Origin of the sequence: Aminiphilus sp. (genome assembly GCF_029975095.1) — a bacterium.
Lineage (GTDB): Bacteria > Synergistota > Synergistia > Synergistales > Aminiphilaceae > Aminiphilus.
In genome coordinates this window covers 1-21,796 of the sequence record NZ_JARKPW010000012.1, presented here as the reverse complement: position 1 = coordinate 21,796, position 21,796 = coordinate 1, and the positions used below count along the sequence as shown (strand labels likewise).

Below are 21,796 nucleotides of genomic sequence, written 5' to 3'. Positions count from 1 at the left end.
GCTGTCTCGATTCCCTTTGTATGGAGCGTTTCAAGTAATGTCTGTGTAAAGTGCAATCCCGCGGTGGGTGCGGCAACGGACCCTTCTTTTTCCGCATAGATCGTCTGGTAACGCTCCCGTTCCGCGGAGGTATCCGTGATATAAGGCGGAAGAGGAATTTCGCCCGCTCTGTCGAGAACTGCGCGCACATTCACGTTCTGTGGAAAACGAATGAGCCTGACGCCTTCTTCCAGGACTTTCTCCACATGAAGAAGCGTTCCGTCGACAAGACGGACTTCGTGCCCCTCTCGAAGCTTGCGGCCTGGGCGGACGAGAGCCTCCCAACATGTCCAGTCATCGCATACGGGGCGAAGGAGAAGGACTTCAACATGTGCTCCCGAGGGAATTTTTTCGCCCCGAAGCCGTGCGGGGAGAACCCTCGTGTTGTTCAGCACCAGAAGATCCCCCGCTTCAAGATACTCGGGAAGGTTGAAGAAATGACGATGTTCGCACCTTTCGGCCCCCCGTTGTAACACGAGAAGTTTCGAGTGATCCCTTGGTTCCACGGGGTTCTGGGCGATTTGCTCTTTGGGCAGGACATACTCGTAGGAGTCTGCCGCAAAAAGGGACGGAGCAGGCGGCGCATATTTCGTCGAGGCGTCTTTCGTCATTCGGGCTTCAATACACTTTCTTCATCGAGGTTCCGGGATAGTAGTGATCGAGGATTTGCCCGCAGGTCCATCCCTTTTCAGCCATGCTTTTCGCCCCCCATTGGGAGAGCCCTACCCCGTGTCCCCATCCTTTACCCCGGAAGTGGAACGCTTGTCCAGGCGTAACCGGTGCGGAAGGTACTGGAACAACCGGCAGGGAAGGGCGCTTGTTCCTGGAGAGAGCTTTCTGGACATAGTCCTGTCTTTTCTCCGGATGGAGGAGCATGTCCATGAGCTCTTCCGTGGAAAATGCCCCTTCTTGCGTAAGAGTGATAATCAGATCCTCTCCAGAGGCGAGGGAGCGGTTTGTACCGCTTTCCGTCGGCGGGTTCGCCTGCGGAGGAGCGGGAAGGGGGGGGGACACCGAAGGCACATCGCTTCCTCGGGAGCTGCCGTAAATCTCGAACACGGTACTTCGAAGAACGGTCGGCCCGAGAGCCATGCGGAGCTGGTGTGTCGAAACAGATGCGCTGCCTGTCGTGCCCTGTACGAGCAAACGAGGTACTCTTCCTCGGGGGTCTTTGTTTTCCGGGGTAAGAGAAACGATATTCCCCACATTTACGCCGAGGCTTCTTATGGCATCGGTGAGCTCTCTCTCGCTGAAACTGCTCTCCCAGGATGCATAGGGGGATCCGGAGGCGAACGGTTCCTCCCGCGCACGAAGGTACTCGTAATTTCCTCCCCAGACACTGGCAACATCCGCAGTGACACCGCCACTGTCGGAATGATACGGAGTCAAAGCAAGCTCACCTCTGTAGGTGAGAACCATGCCTTTCGTCACCGAAATGGCCTTGTCACTTCGAGGATCCTCGGCGTTCACGCCTCTGTAGACCTGACAATGTTGTGTCGCACAAATATCGAAGCCTTGGTCTCTATGTCGCCCCGCATGTTTCAACGCGTAGGTTCGGGCAATGATCGCCTGAGCTTTGAGTGTCTCGAAGGGCCATTGTGGATTGACCTCCATTTTCAGAACCCCTCGGAGATAGTCTTCGACTCCGATGACGTTGATGACATTGACGCCTGATTTGCTCGGGACAAGACGCAGTGAACCCCGGTACGCAGTTTTCTCGAACGTCAATGGAGATTTGCCGGATATGTTCACGGGAAGAGCCAAGGGAGTTTTTCCCACGAGGATCGTCCCCGGTTTGGTTATGGAAAAAACCACGGAACGTTGCACACTGAGCTTTTTTCCGCTTCTGTCCGTCAGGGTGAAAGGGCTTCTGGAAGACAGCGTGCCTTGAGTGACGTCCAGAGCGATACCTATAGTGAGCGTTTTTTCCGCTCCTTCAGCGAAAGAAGCGAGGGCGACGATAAAAACAAAAAAAGCCGCAAGGAGCGCGTTCCGGAAGGTACAATGTGTCTGTATCATGAAAAACCTCCGCATCATGTTTTTTGAGAACAAGTAAATCATGAAATTTTGATACGCACGAAAAGAGCATTGTTTTCCGGTGGAAAATAATTTTTAACGGAACCAACGCCAAAATATATTAACCCCGACAGTGAGCGCGAGGCTTATGATGAGCATGGTCATAAATGGAAATGCGATTGTGATATTTTTTCGCTGAAAAACGAAATCTCCCGGAAGTTTTCCGAAGGGAATCGAACATTTTTCGAAAAGAAGCAGGAGCAGGCCGAGAGAAAACAGGAAAACTCCCGCGACGAGGAAAAATCTCCCAAACGTATTCACAGACATCGTCTCCCCCTTCCTTTCAAAATTATCCCTCTTCCTCCTCAAGAGTAGCGGCGAAGGAAAGCTGTTCGAACTCTCTTGGTGGATTTTTCCCCAGGTAGGCAAAGGTGCTGGACGTCGCTTTTCTCCCGCGGGGAGTACGCTCCAAGAGTCCTTTCCTGATCAGAAAAGGCTCGTAGATGTCCTCAACGGTTTGGCTTTCCTCATTGAGCGCGGCAGCAAGCGTTGTCAGGCCGACAGGACCTCCGCCGAAGAGTTCGACCAGAGCGCGCAGCAACTTTCGATCTCCTTCATCGAGGCCGAGGTCATCCACACCGAGCATTTCCAAGGCTAGCCTCGACACCTGAAGATCTATGGCCGAGGCACCGCGTACCTCCGCAACGTCGCGGATCCTTCGGAGAAGGCGTAGGGCGATCCGGGGTGTTCCCCGGGAGCGGCGCCCCATCTCCAAAGCGGCGTTCTCGTCGATGGCAATGCCGAAAGTCCCGGCCGCACGAACGGCAATGGCGGCCAATTCCTCGGGTGTGTAAAGATCAAGTTGCTCGACGATGCCGAAACGGCTCCGGAGGGGTGAGGTGAGCAGGCCGAGACGGGTGGTTGCGCCCACAAGCGTGAAAGGGGGAAGTTGAAGACGTATGGTACGTGCGAGAGGTCCCTTTCCAACCACGATATCGAGGGCGAAATCCTCCATGCTGGAATAGAGAATTTCTTCCACGGACGGACTGAGTCTGTGAATTTCGTCGATAAAGAGAACGTCTTTCGGTTGTAGATTGGAGAGAATCGCTGCCAAATCCCCTGCCCGCTCAAGCGCCGGTCCGGTTGTGATGCGTAATTCTCCACCCATTTCCCGGGAGATGATGCCTGCCAGCGTGGTCTTCCCCAAGCCGGGGGGACCGTAGAAAAGGACGTGGTCGAGCGGTTCACCTCTTTGCCTTGCGGCAGTGAGGAAAATGGACAACTTCTGTCGAAGCGCTTCCTGTCCGACGAAATCTCGCAAAATTTTGGGGCGGAGATGGACGAAATCGTCCTCTTCGGTTTGCCGTGGAGGTGCGACGAGACGTTGTGCCTCTTCCGCTGAAGATCGATCGGGAATGTTTTTCGCTTCGAGTGCAGAACGAGAGGGGTCTTCGACGGAAAACATACGAGTCGTCACCTCCTTCGCGTGAGTGACTGCAATGCCGCCTGGAGAAGTTGTTCCTCAGAATCTGGCGAAACCGTTTTTTTCGACGCTTCTTGAAGTCCTTCCCGAGCCTCGGCGGGAGAGAAGCCAAGAGATTCCAAAGCTTGAAGAACAGCCGCCGCCGCGGTGGATCGACCGGAAAGTTCGGGAACAACTGTGGTTTGGGAGAGCAAGGGCGTCTTCTTGATCTTCTCCTGCAATTCGAAACAGATACGTTCCGCGGTCTTGCGCCCGATTCCCGGGGCGGATGCGAGCAACGTCGACGATCCCGTGAGAATGGAGTGAAGAATGGTCTCCATTTCAAGGGCGCCGAGAAGTCCCATGGCCATTTTTCCGCCGATTCCTTTGACGGAAGTCAGCATTTCGAAAAGTTTTCGTTCCTCAAGGGTAGAAAAACCAAAAAGAGAGAGAATTCCTCCCTCGGCGACGGAAAGGGACGTGTAAAGGCGAAGGTTCGTGCCACATTGCGCTTTGGCGAGAACGCTTCTGGAACAAAGAAGTGCAAAACCGAGACCGCCCACATCGAGAACAATGTGCTGGTTTTCGATGGAATCAACGATTCCCTGAAGATGTTGCAGCATAGTTTCCTCCGACTCCGATGCCATCCAGAGAGGCTGTTTCTGCGAGAGGCTTCGCACTCTGCGGCACCACCGCTTCTTCGCTGAACGGTGATTTTCCTGTAACGCCTACGGCAATGGTGTTTCTCCGCTGTGCCAACGCCACAGGGCGATTCCGGCAATCGCCACAGCCAGGGCATCCGCAGCATCATCGGGTTTTGGTGGAGCCGAGAGGCCGAGAAGATATTGCACCATTCCCTGGACCTGTTTCTTCTCGGCATTCCCGTTGCCGCACACGGCGAGTTTCACTTCCGAAGGTTTGGGCTCCACCGTAGGAATGCCTGTCTGTGCAGCGGAGAGAAGCACGACTCCCCGGGCCTGCCAGACCATCGCGGCAGTCGTGGTATTGCGGCCGAAGAAGAGCTGTTCCACGGCAATCAAATGGACCGTGTGTTCTTCGAGAATCTTGCGCAATTCTTCGTACAACAACAACAAACGTCCCGGAAGAGCCGAATGAGGAAGTGTCTCAATGCAACCAAAACGTTCTACCCTCAGAGTGGAGCGCTCTTGGGTAATTATGCCGAAACCCAGTCTTCCGAGTCCTGGATCGACGCCGAGACAGCGAACCCCCACGGGTCACTCGTCGAGGGATTCAAGGACATCGTCTGGGATATCCACGTTACAGGCGACATTCTGTACATCGTCGTGTTCTTCGAGTGCGTCGAGAAGCTTCATAATTTTTGCCGCCATATTCTTTTCCGACACGGAGACTGTGGTCTTGGGAAGAAGCTGAGACTCTGCGTTCGCTACGGGATAGCCCTGTTTTTTGAGTGTCTCCCCGACGACGTGTACCTTCGAGGGATCGGTGTACACCGAGAACGTGTCGCCTTCGTTTGCCAGATCCTCGCCTCCCGCATCGAGAACGGCGAGAAGCAGTTCGTCCTCGTCCACTCCCCCTTCAATGGTGATGACCCCGCGCCTGGAAAAATTCCAGGACACGCACCCCGCTTCACCGAGAGAACCGCCGTTCCGCGTAAGGAGTGCCCTGATCTCGGGAGTGGTCCGATTCTTGTTGTCCGTTGTGGCCTCAACGATGACGGCAATACCTCCGGGACCGTAGGCTTCATAAAGGACTTCCTCGTAAATGGCACCTTCAATCTCCCCGGTGCCTCTCTTGATGGCGCGTTCAATGTTCTCGGCGGGGACGGAAACCGCCTTGGCTCGTTCGATGGCTGCTTTCAGGCGCATGTTGGCCCCCGGGTCTCCACCACCCTCTTTGGCCGCGATGATGATGGCTTTGACGAGTTTCTGAAAGAGCGCTCCCCGCTTTGAATCCTGCGCGGCCTTCCGGTGTTTGATGTTCGCCCATTTCGAATGTCCTGACATAGACCTCACCTCATGTCATATAAATGAATAAAAACTACAGATCAGCGGTATCGCAGAGAGGAGGAACCTTTCGTTTATGCTCCGAACGTGTGTTGGCCTCATTGACGAAAGCGCGCACTTTTTCACTGCCTTTGCCGGAAAGGATAAACGAATCGAGTTCTTCATAAGTAACACCCATTTCGCCCTCGTCGGTCTGTCCCGACCACAGGCCTGCGGAAGGCGGCTTATCGATGATTTGAGCGGGAATACCGAGGTGACCGGCGAGGCGGCGGACATCGCCCTTGAGGAGGTCGCCGATGGGAAGGAGATCGACGCCGGCATCGCCATACTTGGTGAAGTACCCCACTGTAAGTTCCGCCTTGTTCCCCGTGCCGCAGACGAGATAGTTCCTCGACTGAGCAAGTGAATAAAGAGTGATCATGCGCAACCTGGGCTTGATATTCGCCAGGGCAAGTTCGGGAGAATGTGTCCCTAGGTATTGGGAAAGGCTGCCAGAAACGGTATCATAGATGGTGCCCAAATCCACTCGGATCGAGGGAAAACGGAACAGCTCCACCATGCGAACCGCGTCGGCCTCGTCGTCAGGCGCGCTGTGGCACGGCATAATCACGGTCAGCATGTTCTCTCCGAAGGCTCGCTGACAGAGCACGGAAACGACGGCGGAATCGATGCCGCCGCTGAGACCGAGGACGCATCCGCGGGCCTTTGCGTCGTTGACAGTCCTGCGGAGCCATTCTACGATGTGTCGTTCGAGTCGTGAAAGATCGGGGAAACGTTCAGTACTCATGATGATTACCACCTCCGCAGGGGGTCGATTTCGATACGGGGCATATTGTAGCACATCGGAAGGCTCTTCATGATATGCGAGAGAAGGGGGGATGTACCTTGGCGCAGGCGTTGCTTTTCGACGGATATGTAGATGAGCCTGCTTGTTTCGGAGTCCCTCCCTATATTTCTCCCTACGTACGTTATGTCTTTGGCGCATTCGCCGAAGAAGGATGGGATGTGGAATACATCACCTGCGACCAATGGAGGGAACAAGCCAGGCCGGATCTCTGGCGTTCCGCCGACGCTGTTTGTGTGATCTCCGGGATGACGGTCCCCGGGCGCTACCGCGGAGGGTCGCCTCTTTCGCTGCATATGCTCCGGCAATTGACAGCCTTGCCGAGAGAGGGAATCCTCTTCCTTGGCGGTCCCATCAAAGCGGGTTACGCTCTAAGGGGAGGCGAAAACGCCCGATTGCTCCAAGAGCTTTCTGTGGATTGCATTTGCACGGGGGATCCGGAAGCCACGATTGCCCATTTTGCGAGAACAGGAGAAATCGCTCCCTCTCTTACGAGAAGCTACGAGAATCTGTTCCCGTGGGCATGTGCCGGAGCGGCTCTTCTGCCCCGCCATCCATCCTATCCCTGGGTTATGGTGGAAATGGAGCTTTCGAGAGGATGCGACCGATGTGACGGACGGTGCAGTTTCTGTACCGAAGGATCTGGAATTGCCTACGAGGAGCGGCCTCTGGAACATGTCATCGAGGAGGCGAGGGCTCTCAACCGATGGGGAGCGAAAGCCTTTCGGTTCGGTAGGTGTGCAAATATTCTTGCTTATGGCGGATCGTTTACCGCCTTCGGCAGGCGGCCATCTTCGGAAATGCTTCAGACACTCTACGGGGAATTCCGGCGGGTTTGCCCAGACCTGGAAATCCTTCACACGGACAATGCCAATCCCGCGTCCATTGTAAGCTTTCCTGATGCCGCCGCCGAAGCGATTGCCGCTATTGCAGCGAACAACACCGAGGGCGATGTCCTTTCCTTGGGATTGGAAAGCCTTTCCGAAAGAGTTCGCCAGGTGAACAATCTCAAGGTTGATGAAGAGGGCGCTCTCCTGGCCGTGCGTATCGTCAACGAAGCGGGAGGGTACCGAAAACGTCCCAGGGGGCTTCCCGCTCTTTTGCCGGGACTGAATTTTCTCGTGGGACTTGCGGAAGAGAGAGATGAAGATCTTGAGCCCAATAAGCGTTTCCTGCGACGGCTTCTCGACAGTACCTATGCGGTGCGCCGCATCAACATCCGCAGGGCCATGGTTTTCCCCGGGACCAAGCTCTCGGAACTCCTCCGCCACTCTCCCTCGCATATCCACGAGAGGGCTTTTCGGAGATGGAAGGAATGGGTGCGAACCGAGGTGGATCCTCTTATGCTCATGCGAGTGGCACCTCAGGGAACGATACTTCGAAACGTAAGGATCGAAGAGCGTCTTGGCCACGTGGCATTCGGTAGAAGTCTAGGAAGTTATCCGTTTTTGGTGGGGATCGTCTGCGACGACGTGAAACCGGATGATATCCTTGATGTGGCTGTCTGCGATTGGGGGGGGCGTTCACTGACTGCCGTCCCCTATCCGCTTGATATTGAACGTTGTTCGCGCAGCAGCCTTTCCGCTCTTCCGGGTCTTGGAAAGGCAAGGGTTGCCCGCATCCTTGAAGCCAGGCCGGTAGGAGCGATTCGAAACCTCACGATGCTTCTCGACGATCCTCGTGTTGCGGAGGCTCTTTTCCCATATTTCCTCGAAAAATGAACCAGGGAAGAGTTCTGCTCTTCCTTGTCGGGAGTGCAACGGCTCACGAAAAGGTACCGAAAAGTTTTCTCAAGCCGCCCTTGATATGGAGTTTTCGGTTGCCTTCTCCACACCGAGATCGTGTTCGTTCTTTCGGACATCGTGGGGAGAGGAGTCCATTTCGGGTGCGAGTTCTGTACAAGCGTAGAGATGTGTTGCCCAGGAAAGACACGCTGGGAGAGCCACGATGGGAGGTGGAGCAACAATGGAACTCGGATTGAGGGGAAAAGTCGTGCTTGCCATGGCATCGAGCTCTGGTCTCGGAAAAGCGATAGCCAAGGAGTTTGCTCTGGAGGGAGCCAAGGTCGTCCTTTGTGCGACGAACGAGGCAAAATTGGAAGCGGCGGGAAAAGAAATACAGGAAACAACGGGGAATAGAGTGTGCACAATCCGGTGTGATGTCACCAATGCGGAAGACATTGCAAGGACTGTTGAGGAAACTACGCGGCTTCACGGTACGATCCATGTGCTCGTGAACAACGCAGGAGGGCCACCTGCCGGAGGATTCGATCTTTTTGACGATTCGGCATGGCAACATGCGTTCGAACTCGATTTTCTGAGCTACGTGAGAACAATACGGGCGGTCTTGCCGTTCATGCGAAAACAGCGCTGGGGACGCATTGTGAATTCTACATCGAGTTCCGTGAAGCAGGTCATTGACAATCTGATTTTGTCCAATTCCATTCGCCTGAGCGTACTCGGACTCACGAAAACGCTTGCCCAAGAGGTGGGCAAAGATGGAATCCTTGTCAACGTCATTGGACCGGGACGGTTCTCCACGGAGCGGATCGAGTATCTTGACGGCGTTCGGGCGAAAAGGGCCGGTGTTTCTCCCGAAGAAATCCATGCGGCCACATGCAGGGAAATACCCCTGGGAAGATACGGCGACCCGGAAGAGTATGCGCGCCTTGCTGTTTTCCTCTGTTCGGAAGCAAACACATATATTACAGGTCAGACCATCCTTGCTGATGGAGGAATGGTGAAAGCGGTGTAGCGCTTCTTTCATTTCGGAGATGCCGTTAGGTTACACCTTCCATAATGATTTTACAGGCAGACTGTTTCGTCTTGTGCAAGGGTTTTTTGTTTTTCCCTTTGCTTTGTTGGGCACCTGAAATCGGGAAAAACTTTGTAGCGCTGAAGAGAGTGCTTCGGTTTTTCAGCGCCCCAAGCGTTTTCTGACATCGTTGAGAAAAACTTCCTTGTCTTTCTCGGATTCCACCAGGTTCATTCTTTCGCTGTCCACCACGAGCAGGGAAGGAATCTTGGAGTTTTCTTCAAGGGAGTGAAGCAGTTTTTCATAACTTTCGTGAAGTGTGCTCCAATACTCTTCTCCAGCTCCGAGTTCGCTTGCCACGTTGCGCAAGCGGAGGCGGCGCATGATCTCGTCGAAAGAGCATCTCGTGAAGACAAGGAGCTTGGGGAGTTTGATATAGCTGAGAAGAAAATCGAAAAGACTTACGTACATTTGGTATTGGCTCTCCGGGAAAAATCGGAGGTTGAAGTACAGCGAGGCGTAAACCCTGTCGCCGAAAATGCTGCGATCGAGAATGGCGTTTTCACTCTCCGACGCGATCAGATAATGGGCAAAGCGCGTCGTGAGAAAATTGAGCTGCATGGGAAAAGCCCAGCGGCGGTCTCTGCTGAAACGTCCCATGAGGTCAAAGTGGTCTCTTGCCTGTTCCTGCATGATTTCCAGGCCAAGCGCATCGGAGAGAAGACGTACTGCAGTGGATTTTCCACTTGCGGTCATGCCTTCCACGACTATTTGTACCTGTCCCATTGTGCCACACCCCTTCTCTCGTCATGGTGTTTGCATATTCTGTTTCCGTCTCTCTTCGCGCTGTACCGGGAGGAAAAGACACAAAAAACGGAATGTATTTTCTTGTGAAGCGAATGTGTTTTTCAAGACAGAGAACGAGCTTCTTCTTCGATAGCTCTTTGATGCAGTTGATACTTCGAGGGAAATGTCCATCAAGAGGCAAGCTTAAACTGCTGCACGACTTGCTCTCACCATTATCGGGGAAAAGAGACGAAAGGGGAAGCGGAAGAATGGAGCAGACCGTACGATTCGGCGTATCCATGACGGAAGATCTTTTGACCGAACTGGACGACTGGGTTGCCCGAAAGGGGTACCCCAACAGGTCAGAGGCCATTCGCCAGATGGTTCGTGCATTTGTTACCGAGGCAAAGTGGGAGCAGGGCGTTGGCAACGTGTGCGGTGCCTTCACGGTGATCTACAACCACCACAACCACGACGTAGCCCACGAACTCACTCACCTTCAGCATAAGTTCGGTGACATTATCGTCTGCACCACCCATGTGCACATGGATGAGGATCGCTGTCTCGAGGTCGTCATTCTCAAGGGGGATGTAAAGCAGGTAAAGACGTTTCTTGAGGCGGCGGCTGGACTTAAATCCCTTGCGAGCGTGTCCCCCTCTTTTGTCTCGATTTGACGAGAAAAATCCGAGCGACCAACGGTCGCCTCGTCAGATACCTCACCCGCTGGAACAGGAACCAGCCTGTTGTTTTTTTCTCGTGCGCTCGCCTTCGAGGAGAATGAGCGCACGTTCTCGGCAGCGCGGGCATTTGGATGTGGAGGAAGTGCTCTCTTCGAAAACATATCCACAAGATGCACAGCGAAATTTCCTAGGCTCGGTCATGAACCTTCACCTCTCTTTTTCAGGCGACGTCGATACCGCGTAAGGTTTTTCCCCGAAGGTTCCAGGAGAGACCACAACAGCACCCCGGTGTTGAATTATACCCCCGGGGTGCATATCGATCAAGGGTTTGTTCCGAAGGCTCTGGAGGCCTCAGATGTTGCCGATGGTTGCGACCATAACGGCTTTGATAGTGTGCAACCGATTCTCCGCCTCGTCGAAAACCTTCGATGCCGCGGATTCGAACACATCCTCCGTGACCTCGTTTCCCTTCACTGCAGGGAGGCAATGGAGGAAGATCGTATCATTTCTCCCCGTTGCCGTCATAAGTTCCGCGTTGATCTGGTAGCTTCCGAGAATTGCTTTCCGCTCGGCGAGCTTGTCCTCCTCGCCCATGGAGGCCCATACGTCTGTATACAGTGCATGGGCGCCCGCGACGGCTTTTTTCGCGTTTGTTTCGAATTCGAGCACTGCTCCCGTCTGGGCTGCAATGCCGCGACATTCTTCAATGAGGTCTTTCTCGGGGAAAAGGCTTTCCGGTGCCGCAATCGTGAAGTGTATCCCCATTTTCGCGGATCCGATCATGAGGGAATTCCCCATGTTGTTACGCCCATCTCCGCAATACACGAGCTTGAGCCCTTTCAGGCAGCCGAAGTTTTCCTGAAGGGTGAGGAAATCCGCAAGAATCTGGGTGGGATGGTATCTGTCGGTGAGGCCGTTCCACACGGGGACGCCCGCAAAGGCAGCAAGTTCCTCCACAACGGACTGTTTGAAACCGCGGAATTCGATTCCGTCGAACATGCGCCCCAGCACCCGTGCCGTATCTTTTACATCCTCCTTGTGTCCGAGCTGGATATCGTTTTTCCCGAGGTATTCGGGGTGTGCTCCCTCGTCAATGCAGGCGACGGTGAAAGCGCAGCGCGTTCTTGTGGAGGGTTTTTCAAAAATAAGAGCGACGTTTTTCCCCTTCAGCAATTCTCCACGGATCCCCGCACGTTTCTTCGCCTTGAGGTCTGCGGAAAGGGTGAGCAGATAGGCGATCTCCTGGGACGTGAAGTCTTTCAACGTCAAAAAACTGCGCCCCTTCAGGTTCTGTGGCATGAGACATCTCCTCCTTATTTTCGATCTCATTTTTGTATTGGTTCCAAGGGAGAACTCCCCACTGGACGGAAGCGAACCTCAGGATTTTTTCAATTCTTCTCGGAGTAGAGGCATACTCATGCAACGAGGACCACCTCGACCTCGTCCGAGTTCGGCACCTCGGATTTCGAGAACTTTGATACCGTGTTCCCGGAGACACTGATTGGAGACGACGTTTCTTCTGTACGTCACCACTTTTCCTGGAGCGATAGACAACGTATTGGTGCCGTCGTTCCACTGGTCCCTCGCGGCAGCCACGGGATCTCCTCCACCGGTTTCGATGAAGCGAACATTCTCGAGGTGCAAGGTACGTTTCAGTGCTTCTCCGAGATCGTCGAAACGAGTGATTTCCGCAAGGTTTCCTCCCGCATCGTAAGTAAGTTTCCAGACGCCAAGGACGTTGCGGATACCTGGATAGATAGTGAAGGCATCTTGATCGACCATGGTGAACACCGTGTCCAGGTGCATATAGGCTCTGGCCTTGGGGATATCCACGGCAAGGACGTTTTTGATACCCACCCGCTGAGCAAGGCGCCGGCCCACGATTTGTGCCGCCCCCGGGCTCGTCCTCTGGCTCAGACCGATGGCAACGGTATCCTCGGAAAGAACCAGAACATCCCCGCCCTCAATGTTGTATGGGTAGGTATCGGTGGTCTCACCGCCGAAAATCATGGTGATCCCTTTAAAGTATGGATGGTGCTCGAAGATGTATCGTGCGTAAAGTGGTTCGCGTCGACGGGCGCTGAATGTCATGACACTGATGATGACGCCGTCTCGGATGAAAACATAGGGATCCCGCTGGAAATAAAGGTTTGGGAGAGGGCGAATGAAGAAATCGTTGACATCTGCAACACGGAGGACGAGGCTGTTCAGGTCTCCCAGAAGAGCTTGGGTTTCCTTTTTTGTGATTCCCGCGATGAGAATCTCCGCCAGATCTGAACCGGGCATTTCCATAAGGAAACGTTTCAGCGCCTCACTCAAGGGAACATCCAGCGCTTCAAGAGCCAGTACTTCATCAAGGAGTGCGGAACGGACTTCTTCGTCGCGAAGAATTTGAGCGAGACAATTCTTGAAATAGACGACCTCCACGCCGTCATCGCGCAGCATCTCTGCGAACGCGTCGTGTTCTTTCTGGGCCTCTTCAACCCAGAGGATGTCGTCGAAGAGGAGATCGTCCTTGTTGTTGATGGTAAGCCGCTCGAGTTCTTTGCCAGGCCTGTGAAGCATCACTCTCTTCAGACGTGCCACTTCGGAGTCGACGAAAAAAGGGCGGTTTTCGCTCTCCATCGAATGTCCCTCCCCAAAATAAACTCCATCTTCGCGTCAGTTTACAAAGTGTGTTATAGCACATTTCGATCTGTCTGCCAATCGGTTTTTTTATTCCCCGAGCGCCACCATCTTCTGCAGAAACGGAGGAAGGACAAAGGCTGCCTCGTGCACGGCCGAACTGTAGTACTTGACTCCCTCCGGTGCATTGCGCAGAGGGCGATGCACGTCGTAAGATTTTGAGCCGATGGTGTATGTCCACATGCCCGTCGGATAGGTGGGCATTGCTCCCCAACAGACCGCGCTCTTTGGAAACACCTTTGCCATGGCGCGACGGCTGTCTCCGACGAGGATGGGTTCAACGAAGGGGGACTCGGTTTGAATAATCATCATCCCGTCCGGTCGAAGTGCCGAGAAAACATCATGAAAAAAGGGTTCCCCGAAAAGGCCTGCGGCGAAATCCACCGGATCGGTACTGTCAACGATGATGATGTCGAAGGTGTTGCTGTTTTCCTTGATGAAGAGAAGGGCATCCATGGGTTTGATCTGTACCTTCGGATGGTCGAGAGCGCAGCTCACCGTTGGGAAAAAATCTCTGGCGGCCTGAATCACTTCCTCATCGATGTCACAAAGAACAACCCTCTCGACGATTTCGTGGCGGATCACCTCTCGAACGATACCGCCGTCACCGCCTCCCACGACAAGAACCTGACGAGGGGCGGGATGGGAGCACAAAAGGATGTGGGCCATCATCTCGTGGTAGGTGAACTCGTCCTTTTCCGTAAGCTGAATGGCCCCGTCGAGCGCCAGCATACGCCCATACTGTTTTGTTTGCGCCACGAGAAGTTCCTGATACGGTGTCTTGCTGTTGCGGAGAATCTCCGTGATTCGAAGGCCGATTCGCAGATTCGGCGTGGAATATTCGGTAAACCAGATGTCCATGGGGCGTTTTTCCATGATTTCCATGCGTGCTCCTCCTTAGTTTCCATCTGCTCCAGGGAAGTGTTTTGCAAACCGTTCCTCCTGGAAATTCTCCGAGCAACGTCGCCTCTCACTTTTCAAGAGCTTGCTTGAGTTCCTCCACAATACGGGAAATGTCCAGAGAAGAACACTCCGCGATCTTCTCTCCGCGGCGAAAGAGAATGACTCCCTTCGGTGCGCCGGCAATACCTAGGTCTGCATGGCTCGCCTCACGTGGTCCGTTGACCTCGCACCCCATGACGGCCAAGGTGAGTCCCTCGGGGAAAGTGTCGAGTTCCCTGCGAAGGCCTTCCACGATCGCTGCCACATCCACCCGTTTCCGCCCACAGGTGGGGCAGGAAATGAGAGTCACGCCGGACATCCGTAACTCCAGTGCCCGGAGAATGGAAAATCCTGCCCTCACCTCCTCGATCGACGGCCCGGTAAGGCTGACGCGCAAGGTGTCGCCTATTCCTTGAGCCAGGAGAAGGGAAAGCCCCGCGGTACTCCGAACGAGTCCATCCATGCCCGATCCGGCTTCCGTCACACCGATATGCATCGGCAAGTCGGGATAGGTTTGCGCGAGGAGTGTGTCGGCCAGAACGGTCTCTCGGACGGATGTGCTTTTCGCTGAGAGAATGATGTCCTGGAATCCATGATCCAGGAGAAGGCGGGCCTGTTCCTTCACGGCCTCGACAAGTGCCCTGCCCCTGTCTCCCTGGGCGTTTTCGAGCTGTTTATTGTTGAGAGAACCGCTGTTTGCGCCGATCCGGATCACTGCCTTGGACGCAACTGCAGCGGCGGTGATCCGGGCAATATCTCGCCTTGGCATGTTGCCCGGATTGATGCGTACGGAAGGACACCCCATATCCAACGCACGCAGAGCCAGATCCGCGTCAAAGTGGATGTCCGCCATGAGGGGAAGCGTCGCATCACGGAGGAGGGTTTCCAACATCGGTGCCGCTTCCTTCGTGGGGAAAGCGACTCGGACGAGTTCACAGCCGCCCTTTCGGAGTGCCTCCAGCTCTTTTCGGCATCCAGCCACGTCCGCTACCGGTGTTTTCAGCATGCTCTCCACGCGAACGGGAGCGTCGCCTCCGATCGTAAGTCCTCCGATTACCACGGTGTGCATGGGATACCTCCGTTTATTGAGAACCGGCAAGGGTCACGATATCCTTCCATGTCACCAGAAGGATCAGGGAGATAAGCACGACAAAGCCGGCGAGATGGACATAGTATTCCCAACGTTCCGGGAATTTCCTTCCCGTAAGCATTTCTCCCAGCAGAAAGATCAACCGTCCTCCGTCCAGAGCCGGAAAAGGAAGCAGGTTCAAAATACCGAGATTGAGATTGATCACTGCGAGAAAGGAAAGAAAGGACCAGAGACCTTGCTTGACCGCTTCACCGGCCATCGTGGCGATTCCGACCGGGCCGGTGACGTCCATCTTTTGCTTTCCAAAAAGCCATGAGAGAATACCCGACAGGATGTCCCGGCTCATTTCAAAAATATAGCCGAAAGAGCGTCCCAGGGCTTCGAAAAACGGATAGGTGATGATTCTGGGACGAATGCCGAAAAGGAAGACTCCGGACTGGGGATCCTTGCGCAGTGTTGTTTCCACGGTGAAACGATCGCTCTCCCGCTCCACGAGAATCCGCACAGTGCCGTGGTGTCCTGCCTCCCGAAGTGCCTTGGCCATGGGCTCCCAAGATGTCGCGGGCTCATCGTTCACGGCGAGGATAGTGTCTCCTTGTCGCAATCCTGCTTCTGCTGCAGGATATTCGGTCATAATTTCGCCGATCGTCGTTGATTTCAAATCCATGACACCGCGGGTCATGAGCAGAAATGCCGTGATGCCCACCGCGAGGAGAATATTCAGCGCCGCTCCGGCGGAGAGGATCAGGAAGCGGCGCCACGCGGATTTCTCGAAAAATCCACCCCCGGGAAGAAGCTCTTCGTTGCCCCGTTCCTCCCCCATACCCGCGAGGCGGACGAAACCCCCGACGGGAAAGAGGCGAAAGGTCCAAAGGGTGTTCCATCGTTTTCTACCGAACAATACCGGTCCCATTCCGAAGGCGAACTCATGGACCTGGACGCCGAAAAGTCGTGCAGTGATGTAGTGCCCCCATTCATGGGAGATCACACAGATCGCAATGACGAAAAGAAACGCAAGGACCGTCATGGGTATGCACCTCCTTGGTCAATCGGAAGACCGGTTGCTGCCGCGGCCCGTCGCCGCCCTTCCTGGAGGACGGACAGGGCGTCCTCCAGGGAGGACGGCGTACCGTCGCTCCATGAGTCGAGAACGCGCTCAACAACGTCGGCAATATCGGGAAAAGCGATGCGGTGGGCAAGAAAGGCCTCCACCGCGATCTCGTCGGCTCCTACGAGCAGAGCGGGGAAAGCCCCACCACGCCGCGCCGTTTCCTGAGCGAGGGCGAGGCAGGGAAAGCGCTTCGTGTCGGGAGGTTCGAAGCGCAGATCGAAAGAGTCTTCCAGGTCGAAATGCGGCAGTGCCGTTTCCTCCGTCAGGGGAAGCCTGACGGGCCAACTCATTGCAACGGCTGCTGGGATCCGCATATCCGGTGCGGAGAGAAGCATTTTGCTGCAGCCGTCTCGGAAACGGACAAGCGCGTGGGCTTTGGATCCGGGATGAATCAACGCGGATACTTGTGCGGCATCAAGGTCGAACAGAGACATGGCTTCAAGGAGTTCGATTCCCTTGTTCATGAGAGTTGCGCTGTCAATGGTGATCTTCGATCCCATTGTCCATACGGGATGCTTCAGGGCCATTTCCGGCGTCACCCGGCGGAGTTCTTCCGAGGAAAAAGAACGGAAAGGACCTCCGGACGCGGTGAGATAAACACGATCGATTCTTGCTGAAAGCGCCGTTTTTTCTCTCTCTTGTTCCATCTCGCCCATAAGGGCCTGCCAGACCGCGTTGTGTTCGCTGTCAACCGGACGGAGCTGCAGAGGATGAGCAATCAGGGGCATGACCCACGGTCCTGCGACGACGATACTTTCCTTGTTTGCGAGGGAAACTTCCTTTCTCAAACGGAGTGTCTCCTGCAATGCCGGAATAGCCTTCGTCCCCGAGGAGGCGAACACGACATGTTCCACCTCGGGATGTCGGACCACGTCAAGGAGAGCGTTGCTACCGCTCGCCACGGAAACTCCCGTTCCGAAAAGTTTTTCGGAAAGCCGGTGACCTGCTTCAGGTTCGGTGAGTGCCACGAGCTTTGGTCGGAACTTCACGGCAAGTTGCTCCATGGCCTCGGCGTTGCTTTGCGCCGCAAGTGCCACGACCGGAAAACGATCCGCATAGGTCTCACAAACCCAGAGAGCAGCCCTTCCTACAGCGCCTGTTGCACCGATGACGGCTGTTCCCTTGGAAAATGCATTCCCCGTCAATTCCAGATCACCTCGAAAAGCATGTACACACAGGAAGCGCTGAAAAGAATGCTGTCGAATCTGTCCAGCATACCTCCGTGCCCAGGAATGATGGATCCGCTGTCTTTGACGCCGGTTTCCCTTTTCAGGACTGATTCTGCCAGATCACCGAGCTGTCCCACCAAACCGCAGATCAATCCGATGAAAAGCAATGGTAGAGGCGGAACCCCGGAAAGATAGGCAAGAAGTCCCGCGGTGAACAGGCTTCCGCAAAGCCCTCCCAGGGCGCCTTCCCAGCTCTTCTTGGGGCTCACTTTCTCGCAGAGCAAGAGCCTTCCCCAGCGATTGCCCACAAGGTAGGCCATGACATCACAACTCCAGGTACAGAGCAAAAGCGCCCCGGTGAGAAGAAGTCCCCATTCGCGCGTGCGCATCTCGATAAGAAAGGACCAAGGATAGACGATGTAGAGAATGCCTGCAAGCGTTCCTCCTGCATTGCGGATGGCGTTGCTTGTCCCCACGAGCTGTCTTCGCAGAACCTCGATGGCCAGAACAAGCAGTACCGCCGCAGGAAGAATGACTACCGAGTACTCGAGAGGCGAACTCAATCCTGTGAAGACCAGTGTCACGATGCCGACAAGAATGCCGATTCCGCGGGAGACATGAAATTCTCGTTCGAGCATTCCATAGAATTCCCAGAGGGACACGAGGGCAATGCACAAAGCAACACCCGCCCACCACCATGCGCCGAGGTAAAGGGCTGCGGAGACGATGAGTACAACGGCAAAACCACTCAGTGCGCGGGGGAAAAGATCGCCGGCCCTTGAACTAGGCACCGCCATAACGGCGCTCTCTTTCCGCGTAGGCTCGAAGAGCTTTGTCGAGCTCTTCTTCGCCGAAATCCGGCCAGAAGGTGTCACAGAAATACAGTTCGCTGTATGCGCCTTGCCAAAGCCAGAAATTACTCATTCGCAGTTCTCCGCTGGTTCGAATGATGAGATCTGGATCGGGAAGATCGGGAAGGTAAAAATAGCGCCGCAACAGCTCTTCCGTAAGGCAAGGCAGTTCGGAGCCGGCGAGAGTGTCTCTGGAGCAGTTTTCCAGAAAGGCATTGATTGCCTCCAGGATTTCCTGGCGTCCTCCGTAATTCAGGCAGACCACCATGTCAATGGCAGTGCACGAGGCCGTTTCTCCCTCCGCTTTCCGAAGGAGTCGTCGTATGTCTTCGGGAAGGCCGGCGAGGTTGCCTGCGAAACGGATCCTGGCCCCTTCCGCCTTAAGGGCGTCGATCTTGCTGGAGACATAATACCGGAAGAGCCCCATGAGTCCCCCCACTTCCGAGGGAGATCGTCTCCAGTTTTCCGTGGAAAACGCATAGAGAGAGATATGGGCAATTCCCGCGTCCCGGGCGGCCCGCACAGTCCGCTCAACCGCGCGAACACCTTCATGGTGCCCCATGACACGGGGCAAATGGCGTTTTTTTGCCCACCTGCCGTTTCCGTCCATGATGATTGCCACGTGTTTCGGTACGGAGACATTTTCCTCAGGCATCTTCCGCTACTCCTCCCTTTTTCAAGGCAAGCCATTTTCCCTTGACGGCCTGGATGTCCGTCCATGTCAGGTGTTTGGGGCTGCCTACGGTGGACGACTGATATCGCAGAAGATAACTGGGGTGAAACATGGGCATGACGGAAATGCCTTTCCAGTTGAACCATTTTCCACGAGTTTTCGTGATTCCTTCGCTCGTCTTGAGGATCCACTTGGTAGGCGTGTTGCCGAGGCAGATCAGAATGCGGGGACTCACGAGAGCGATCTGCGCCTGAAGGAACCGGTCACAGGCGAAGGTTTCCTCAAGGGTGGGGACCCTGTTTCCGGGGGGGCGACATTTCACGACGTTGGTGATGAAGACGTCCTGTCGTGGAATACCCGCCGCTTCGAGAATTTTCGTGAGCAGTTGTCCCGCCTTGCCCACAAAAGGCTTTCCCGACGCATCTTCGTCAGCTCCCGGTCCCTCGCCTATGAAAAGGATGGCGGTATTCCGAGGCCCCTCGCCGAAAACGGTTCGGGTCCTGGTGGAAGCAAGGGGGCATCGTGTGCATTGTGCCACCTGGGCTTGCAGGTCTCTCCAGAGTTCTTCCTTTCTCTGTTCCTGTTCATTTTCGGAAGGCGAAAGGATTATCCAAGATGTCATGGCTGCACCTCGTCAACGTTCACGTCAACATTTCCCACGTCAATACCGGAAAAATACCGGATAGTCGACCAAAGCCGTTGCTGCAGAAAGCGTGCGACTTCCAGGAAGTTCCTCTTTCCCCCCGCAAGGCGCACGTGAACCTTGATGTCGAGTTTTTCGTCGCTTTCTCCCACGTGCACATCAAGGACTTTTACTACTTGTTTCGTCCGTTCGCTGATTTTTGTGGCAATCTGGGCTATGGCTTCTTTCTCGATATGCAGTTCGCCCCGAAAACTGAAGGGAGGCCTGACGATCGTTTTTTCACCCTGATGTCTGTCCTTGTGCCAGAAAACCTTGAATCCTCCGACCAGTTTGCCGGCGAAGTTTCTCCGTACCTGAACATGGGAAACGGGGATCACATGCTGCTTTTTCTGCATCCGTTCCTTTCTGGCCCGGCTTATCTCCTCTCCCGATGCGACATCCTGAATATGCACGATCTCGTCGGGAAACGGCAGGCCCAGTTTCCGGGCGATGCGCACCGCCATCTCCTCCGAGGTGGCGACGAGCATGATGCGACATGGACGCATTGCAACGAGAAAATTGCGTACTTCCCGTCGATGGTCGGAAAATTGAAAAAGCGCACGGCGAATAGCCCGAACCTGATTCCGTTCCGACTTTGCGCTTTTCCCGCAGGCAATCTGGCCCTTGCGGATCAAAAGCCCATCATCAATGATGATGTCAATCCTGCGATTCCGTGCAACAAGCTGTGCTCGCTGGCTTTTCCCCGTACCGGCAGCCCCGACGAAAGCGGTCACGGAAAAGCGGGAGAGCAGCGTTCTTACGTCCGCAGTGCTCGTTGCCTCCCTGTTAGCGTCTTCCAGCGCGCTTCATCACCTTTCGCAATGATGCGGCAAACCGCTCGTTTTCCTCGGGAAGTCCGACGCTGACTCTCAGGAAGCCCTTCATGCCCATGTCGCTTCCCGGCCGGACAATGATTCCTTCCCGGAGGAGATCTTCGGCCACGAGATCCGCATCTTCCACGCGGAGAAGCAGGAAATTCGTGTGCGTCGGATACACCTTGACGCCCAAATCGGAAAGTACGGAAACCATTTTTCCCCGTTCCATGAGGGTTCGGTCACGGATTTCTTCGATATATGCGGTTTGTTCCAGCGCCGCTACGGCGGCGTGTTGTGCGATCTTGTTCACTTCGAAGAATCTTTTGACCTTGCTGAAAGATTCCACCACCGGCTTGGGAGCGATGCCATAGCCGATACGCAATGCGGCAAGGCCGTAAATTTTAGAAAAAGTGCGGAGGATGACGATGTTGCCGAGCTGACGGAACAGCTCGACGCCGGAGACGTAACGAGGGTCGATGACATATTCGGCGTAGGCCTCGTCGACCACGAGGAGAGTCTGCATGCCCTCCAGATGTGCAGCCAAACTCAAGAGTTCGCTGCGAGACATGATCGTTCCCGTCGGGTTGTTCGGATTGCATATGATCACGGCTTTTGTCCGCTCGCTGCACGCGGCGGTGATCATGTCCGCAGTGGGAGTGAAGGTGTCCGTGAGAGGAACGGCCACGCATGTCGCCCCCGCGGCTTTCGCGGCGAGAATATGGAGGGGATAGGTGGGAGTACAGTGGACGACATGATCCCCCTCATCGATGATGGCCTGAAAGAGGGCGTAGACCACGCCTTCCGTTCCGGCTCCGACAATGATCTCCGAAGGCGAAACGCCCCACTTTCGTGCCAAAGCACGTTTCAGGTAGTATGCTCCGGGATCCGGGTATCTGTTCACTTCCTTCGCAGCGCTTTGGATGGCCGCGCTGACCGCTTCCGGAATAGGCCAGGGGTTTTCGTTCGAACAGAGGCGAACGATTTCCCGCAGTCCGAGTTCCCGTTGTACATCACTGATGGGTTTGCCGGGCCTGTAGGGTTCGATATCGGCAAGAGCCTTCCGGACGAGTCTTTCCAACCAAGCCACTTCAGTTCCTCCTTTCGAGGCCAGGAGCGTTCGGGAAGTCAGGCATCCTCCTCAGGACACGGAATTATTTCCACCCGGGCTCCGACATGACTGAGCTTTTCGACGATTTTTTCATATCCTCTTGC

Annotated in this window: 23 protein-coding genes; 4 read left to right on the top strand and 19 right to left on the bottom strand. The window is 54.9% G+C overall.

The window, feature by feature from the left end; translation table 11 throughout:
- The 8 genes from Q1K49_RS00855 to nadE form a co-directional block, all read right to left on the bottom strand.
- Positions 1-650 (bottom strand): S-adenosylmethionine:tRNA ribosyltransferase-isomerase (locus Q1K49_RS00855; protein ID WP_300521673.1); only part of this gene is annotated, 650 nt, incomplete at its 3' end.
- Between the two features lie 7 nt (positions 651-657).
- Positions 658-2,058 (bottom strand): SpoIID/LytB domain-containing protein, encoded by a 1,401-nt coding sequence (locus Q1K49_RS00850; protein ID WP_300521670.1) that lies wholly within the window; start codon positions 2,056-2,058, stop codon positions 658-660.
- Positions 2,059-2,151: 93 nt separating this feature from the next.
- Positions 2,152-2,382, bottom strand: a complete 231-nt coding sequence (locus Q1K49_RS00845; RefSeq protein ID WP_300521668.1) for a DUF2905 domain-containing protein — start codon at positions 2,380-2,382, stop codon at positions 2,152-2,154.
- 22 nt (positions 2,383-2,404) lie between these two features.
- Entirely contained in the window at positions 2,405-3,472 is a 1,068-nt protein-coding gene (gene ruvB, locus Q1K49_RS00840; protein ID WP_300521677.1) for a Holliday junction branch migration DNA helicase RuvB, read from the bottom strand.
- A 56-nt stretch (positions 3,473-3,528) separates the two neighbouring features.
- Positions 3,529-4,140, bottom strand: a complete 612-nt coding sequence (ruvA, locus tag Q1K49_RS00835; RefSeq protein ID WP_300521665.1) for a Holliday junction branch migration protein RuvA — start codon at positions 4,138-4,140, stop codon at positions 3,529-3,531.
- A gap of 105 nt (positions 4,141-4,245) precedes the next feature.
- Positions 4,246-4,749: a crossover junction endodeoxyribonuclease RuvC gene (ruvC, locus tag Q1K49_RS00830; RefSeq protein WP_300521662.1), complete on the bottom strand. Its 504-nt coding sequence runs from the start codon at positions 4,747-4,749 to the stop codon at positions 4,246-4,248.
- 3 nt (positions 4,750-4,752) lie between these two features.
- Positions 4,753-5,502, bottom strand: coding sequence for a YebC/PmpR family DNA-binding transcriptional regulator (locus Q1K49_RS00825; RefSeq protein WP_300521660.1), 750 nt, complete (start codon positions 5,500-5,502; stop codon positions 4,753-4,755).
- A 34-nt stretch (positions 5,503-5,536) separates the two neighbouring features.
- On the bottom strand, positions 5,537-6,289 hold the full coding sequence (gene nadE / locus Q1K49_RS00820; protein ID WP_300521658.1) for an NAD(+) synthase: 753 nt from the start codon (positions 6,287-6,289) through the stop codon (positions 5,537-5,539).
- A gap of 98 nt (positions 6,290-6,387) precedes the next feature.
- On the opposite strand from nadE, the gene Q1K49_RS00815 reads away from it, so the two are divergent.
- Positions 6,388-8,067 carry a radical SAM protein gene (locus tag Q1K49_RS00815; protein ID WP_300521655.1) on the top strand — a complete coding sequence of 560 codons (1,680 nt, stop codon included), beginning with the start codon at positions 6,388-6,390 and terminating at the stop codon, positions 8,065-8,067.
- A gap of 244 nt (positions 8,068-8,311) precedes the next feature.
- Positions 8,312-9,100 (top strand): SDR family oxidoreductase, encoded by a 789-nt coding sequence (locus Q1K49_RS00810; RefSeq protein WP_300521652.1) that lies wholly within the window; start codon positions 8,312-8,314, stop codon positions 9,098-9,100.
- Positions 9,101-9,262: 162 nt separating this feature from the next.
- Here the strand turns inward: Q1K49_RS00810 and Q1K49_RS00805 are convergent, their stop codons facing one another.
- Positions 9,263-9,886: a deoxynucleoside kinase gene (locus tag Q1K49_RS00805; RefSeq protein WP_300521651.1), complete on the bottom strand. Its 624-nt coding sequence runs from the start codon at positions 9,884-9,886 to the stop codon at positions 9,263-9,265.
- A gap of 269 nt (positions 9,887-10,155) precedes the next feature.
- Between Q1K49_RS00805 and nikR the strand changes: the two genes are divergently transcribed.
- Complete coding sequence (gene nikR, locus Q1K49_RS00800; protein ID WP_300521648.1) at positions 10,156-10,560, top strand: nickel-responsive transcriptional regulator NikR; 405 nt, start codon at positions 10,156-10,158, stop codon at positions 10,558-10,560.
- 357 nt (positions 10,561-10,917) lie between these two features.
- On the opposite strand, the gene argF is transcribed toward nikR, so the two are convergent.
- The 9 genes from argF to Q1K49_RS00755 form a co-directional block, all read right to left on the bottom strand.
- Positions 10,918-11,865 (bottom strand): ornithine carbamoyltransferase, encoded by a 948-nt coding sequence (argF, locus tag Q1K49_RS00795; RefSeq protein ID WP_300521645.1) that lies wholly within the window; start codon positions 11,863-11,865, stop codon positions 10,918-10,920.
- A gap of 78 nt (positions 11,866-11,943) precedes the next feature.
- Positions 11,944-13,191 (bottom strand): arginine deiminase, encoded by a 1,248-nt coding sequence (locus tag Q1K49_RS00790; protein WP_300521643.1) that lies wholly within the window; start codon positions 13,189-13,191, stop codon positions 11,944-11,946.
- A gap of 90 nt (positions 13,192-13,281) precedes the next feature.
- The gene (gene speE, locus Q1K49_RS00785) at positions 13,282-14,136 is read right to left on the bottom strand and encodes a polyamine aminopropyltransferase (RefSeq protein ID WP_300521642.1); all 855 of its coding nucleotides are present in this window, start codon (positions 14,134-14,136) and stop codon (positions 13,282-13,284) included.
- A gap of 85 nt (positions 14,137-14,221) precedes the next feature.
- Positions 14,222-15,262 carry a flavodoxin-dependent (E)-4-hydroxy-3-methylbut-2-enyl-diphosphate synthase gene (ispG, locus tag Q1K49_RS00780; RefSeq protein ID WP_300521641.1) on the bottom strand — a complete coding sequence of 347 codons (1,041 nt, stop codon included), beginning with the start codon at positions 15,260-15,262 and terminating at the stop codon, positions 14,222-14,224.
- Between the two features lie 13 nt (positions 15,263-15,275).
- Positions 15,276-16,310 carry a M50 family metallopeptidase gene (locus Q1K49_RS00775; RefSeq protein ID WP_300521638.1) on the bottom strand — a complete coding sequence of 345 codons (1,035 nt, stop codon included), beginning with the start codon at positions 16,308-16,310 and terminating at the stop codon, positions 15,276-15,278.
- Entirely contained in the window at positions 16,307-17,539 is a 1,233-nt protein-coding gene (gene dxr, locus Q1K49_RS00770; protein ID WP_300521635.1) for a 1-deoxy-D-xylulose-5-phosphate reductoisomerase, read from the bottom strand. Before dxr ends, Q1K49_RS00775 begins: the two co-directional genes overlap by 4 nt.
- Positions 17,536-18,360 carry a phosphatidate cytidylyltransferase gene (locus tag Q1K49_RS00765; RefSeq protein ID WP_300521632.1) on the bottom strand — a complete coding sequence of 275 codons (825 nt, stop codon included), beginning with the start codon at positions 18,358-18,360 and terminating at the stop codon, positions 17,536-17,538. Before Q1K49_RS00765 ends, dxr begins: the two co-directional genes overlap by 4 nt.
- Positions 18,347-19,069, bottom strand: a complete 723-nt coding sequence (uppS, locus tag Q1K49_RS00760; RefSeq protein ID WP_300521629.1) for a polyprenyl diphosphate synthase — start codon at positions 19,067-19,069, stop codon at positions 18,347-18,349. The genes Q1K49_RS00765 and uppS overlap by 14 nt, the downstream gene beginning before the upstream one ends.
- Positions 19,062-19,709: a uracil-DNA glycosylase gene (locus Q1K49_RS00755; protein WP_300521627.1), complete on the bottom strand. Its 648-nt coding sequence runs from the start codon at positions 19,707-19,709 to the stop codon at positions 19,062-19,064. The genes uppS and Q1K49_RS00755 overlap by 8 nt, the downstream gene beginning before the upstream one ends.
- Between Q1K49_RS00755 and Q1K49_RS14830 the strand changes: the two genes are divergently transcribed.
- Positions 19,703-20,635, top strand: a complete 933-nt coding sequence (locus Q1K49_RS14830) for a hypothetical protein (RefSeq protein WP_366146028.1) — start codon at positions 19,703-19,705, stop codon at positions 20,633-20,635. The genes Q1K49_RS00755 and Q1K49_RS14830 overlap by 7 nt on opposite strands.
- Here the strand turns inward: Q1K49_RS14830 and hisC are convergent.
- Positions 20,556-21,671 (bottom strand): histidinol-phosphate transaminase, encoded by a 1,116-nt coding sequence (gene hisC / locus Q1K49_RS00745; RefSeq protein WP_300521626.1) that lies wholly within the window; start codon positions 21,669-21,671, stop codon positions 20,556-20,558. The genes Q1K49_RS14830 and hisC overlap by 80 nt on opposite strands.
- Between the last annotated feature and the right edge of the window lie 125 nt (positions 21,672-21,796).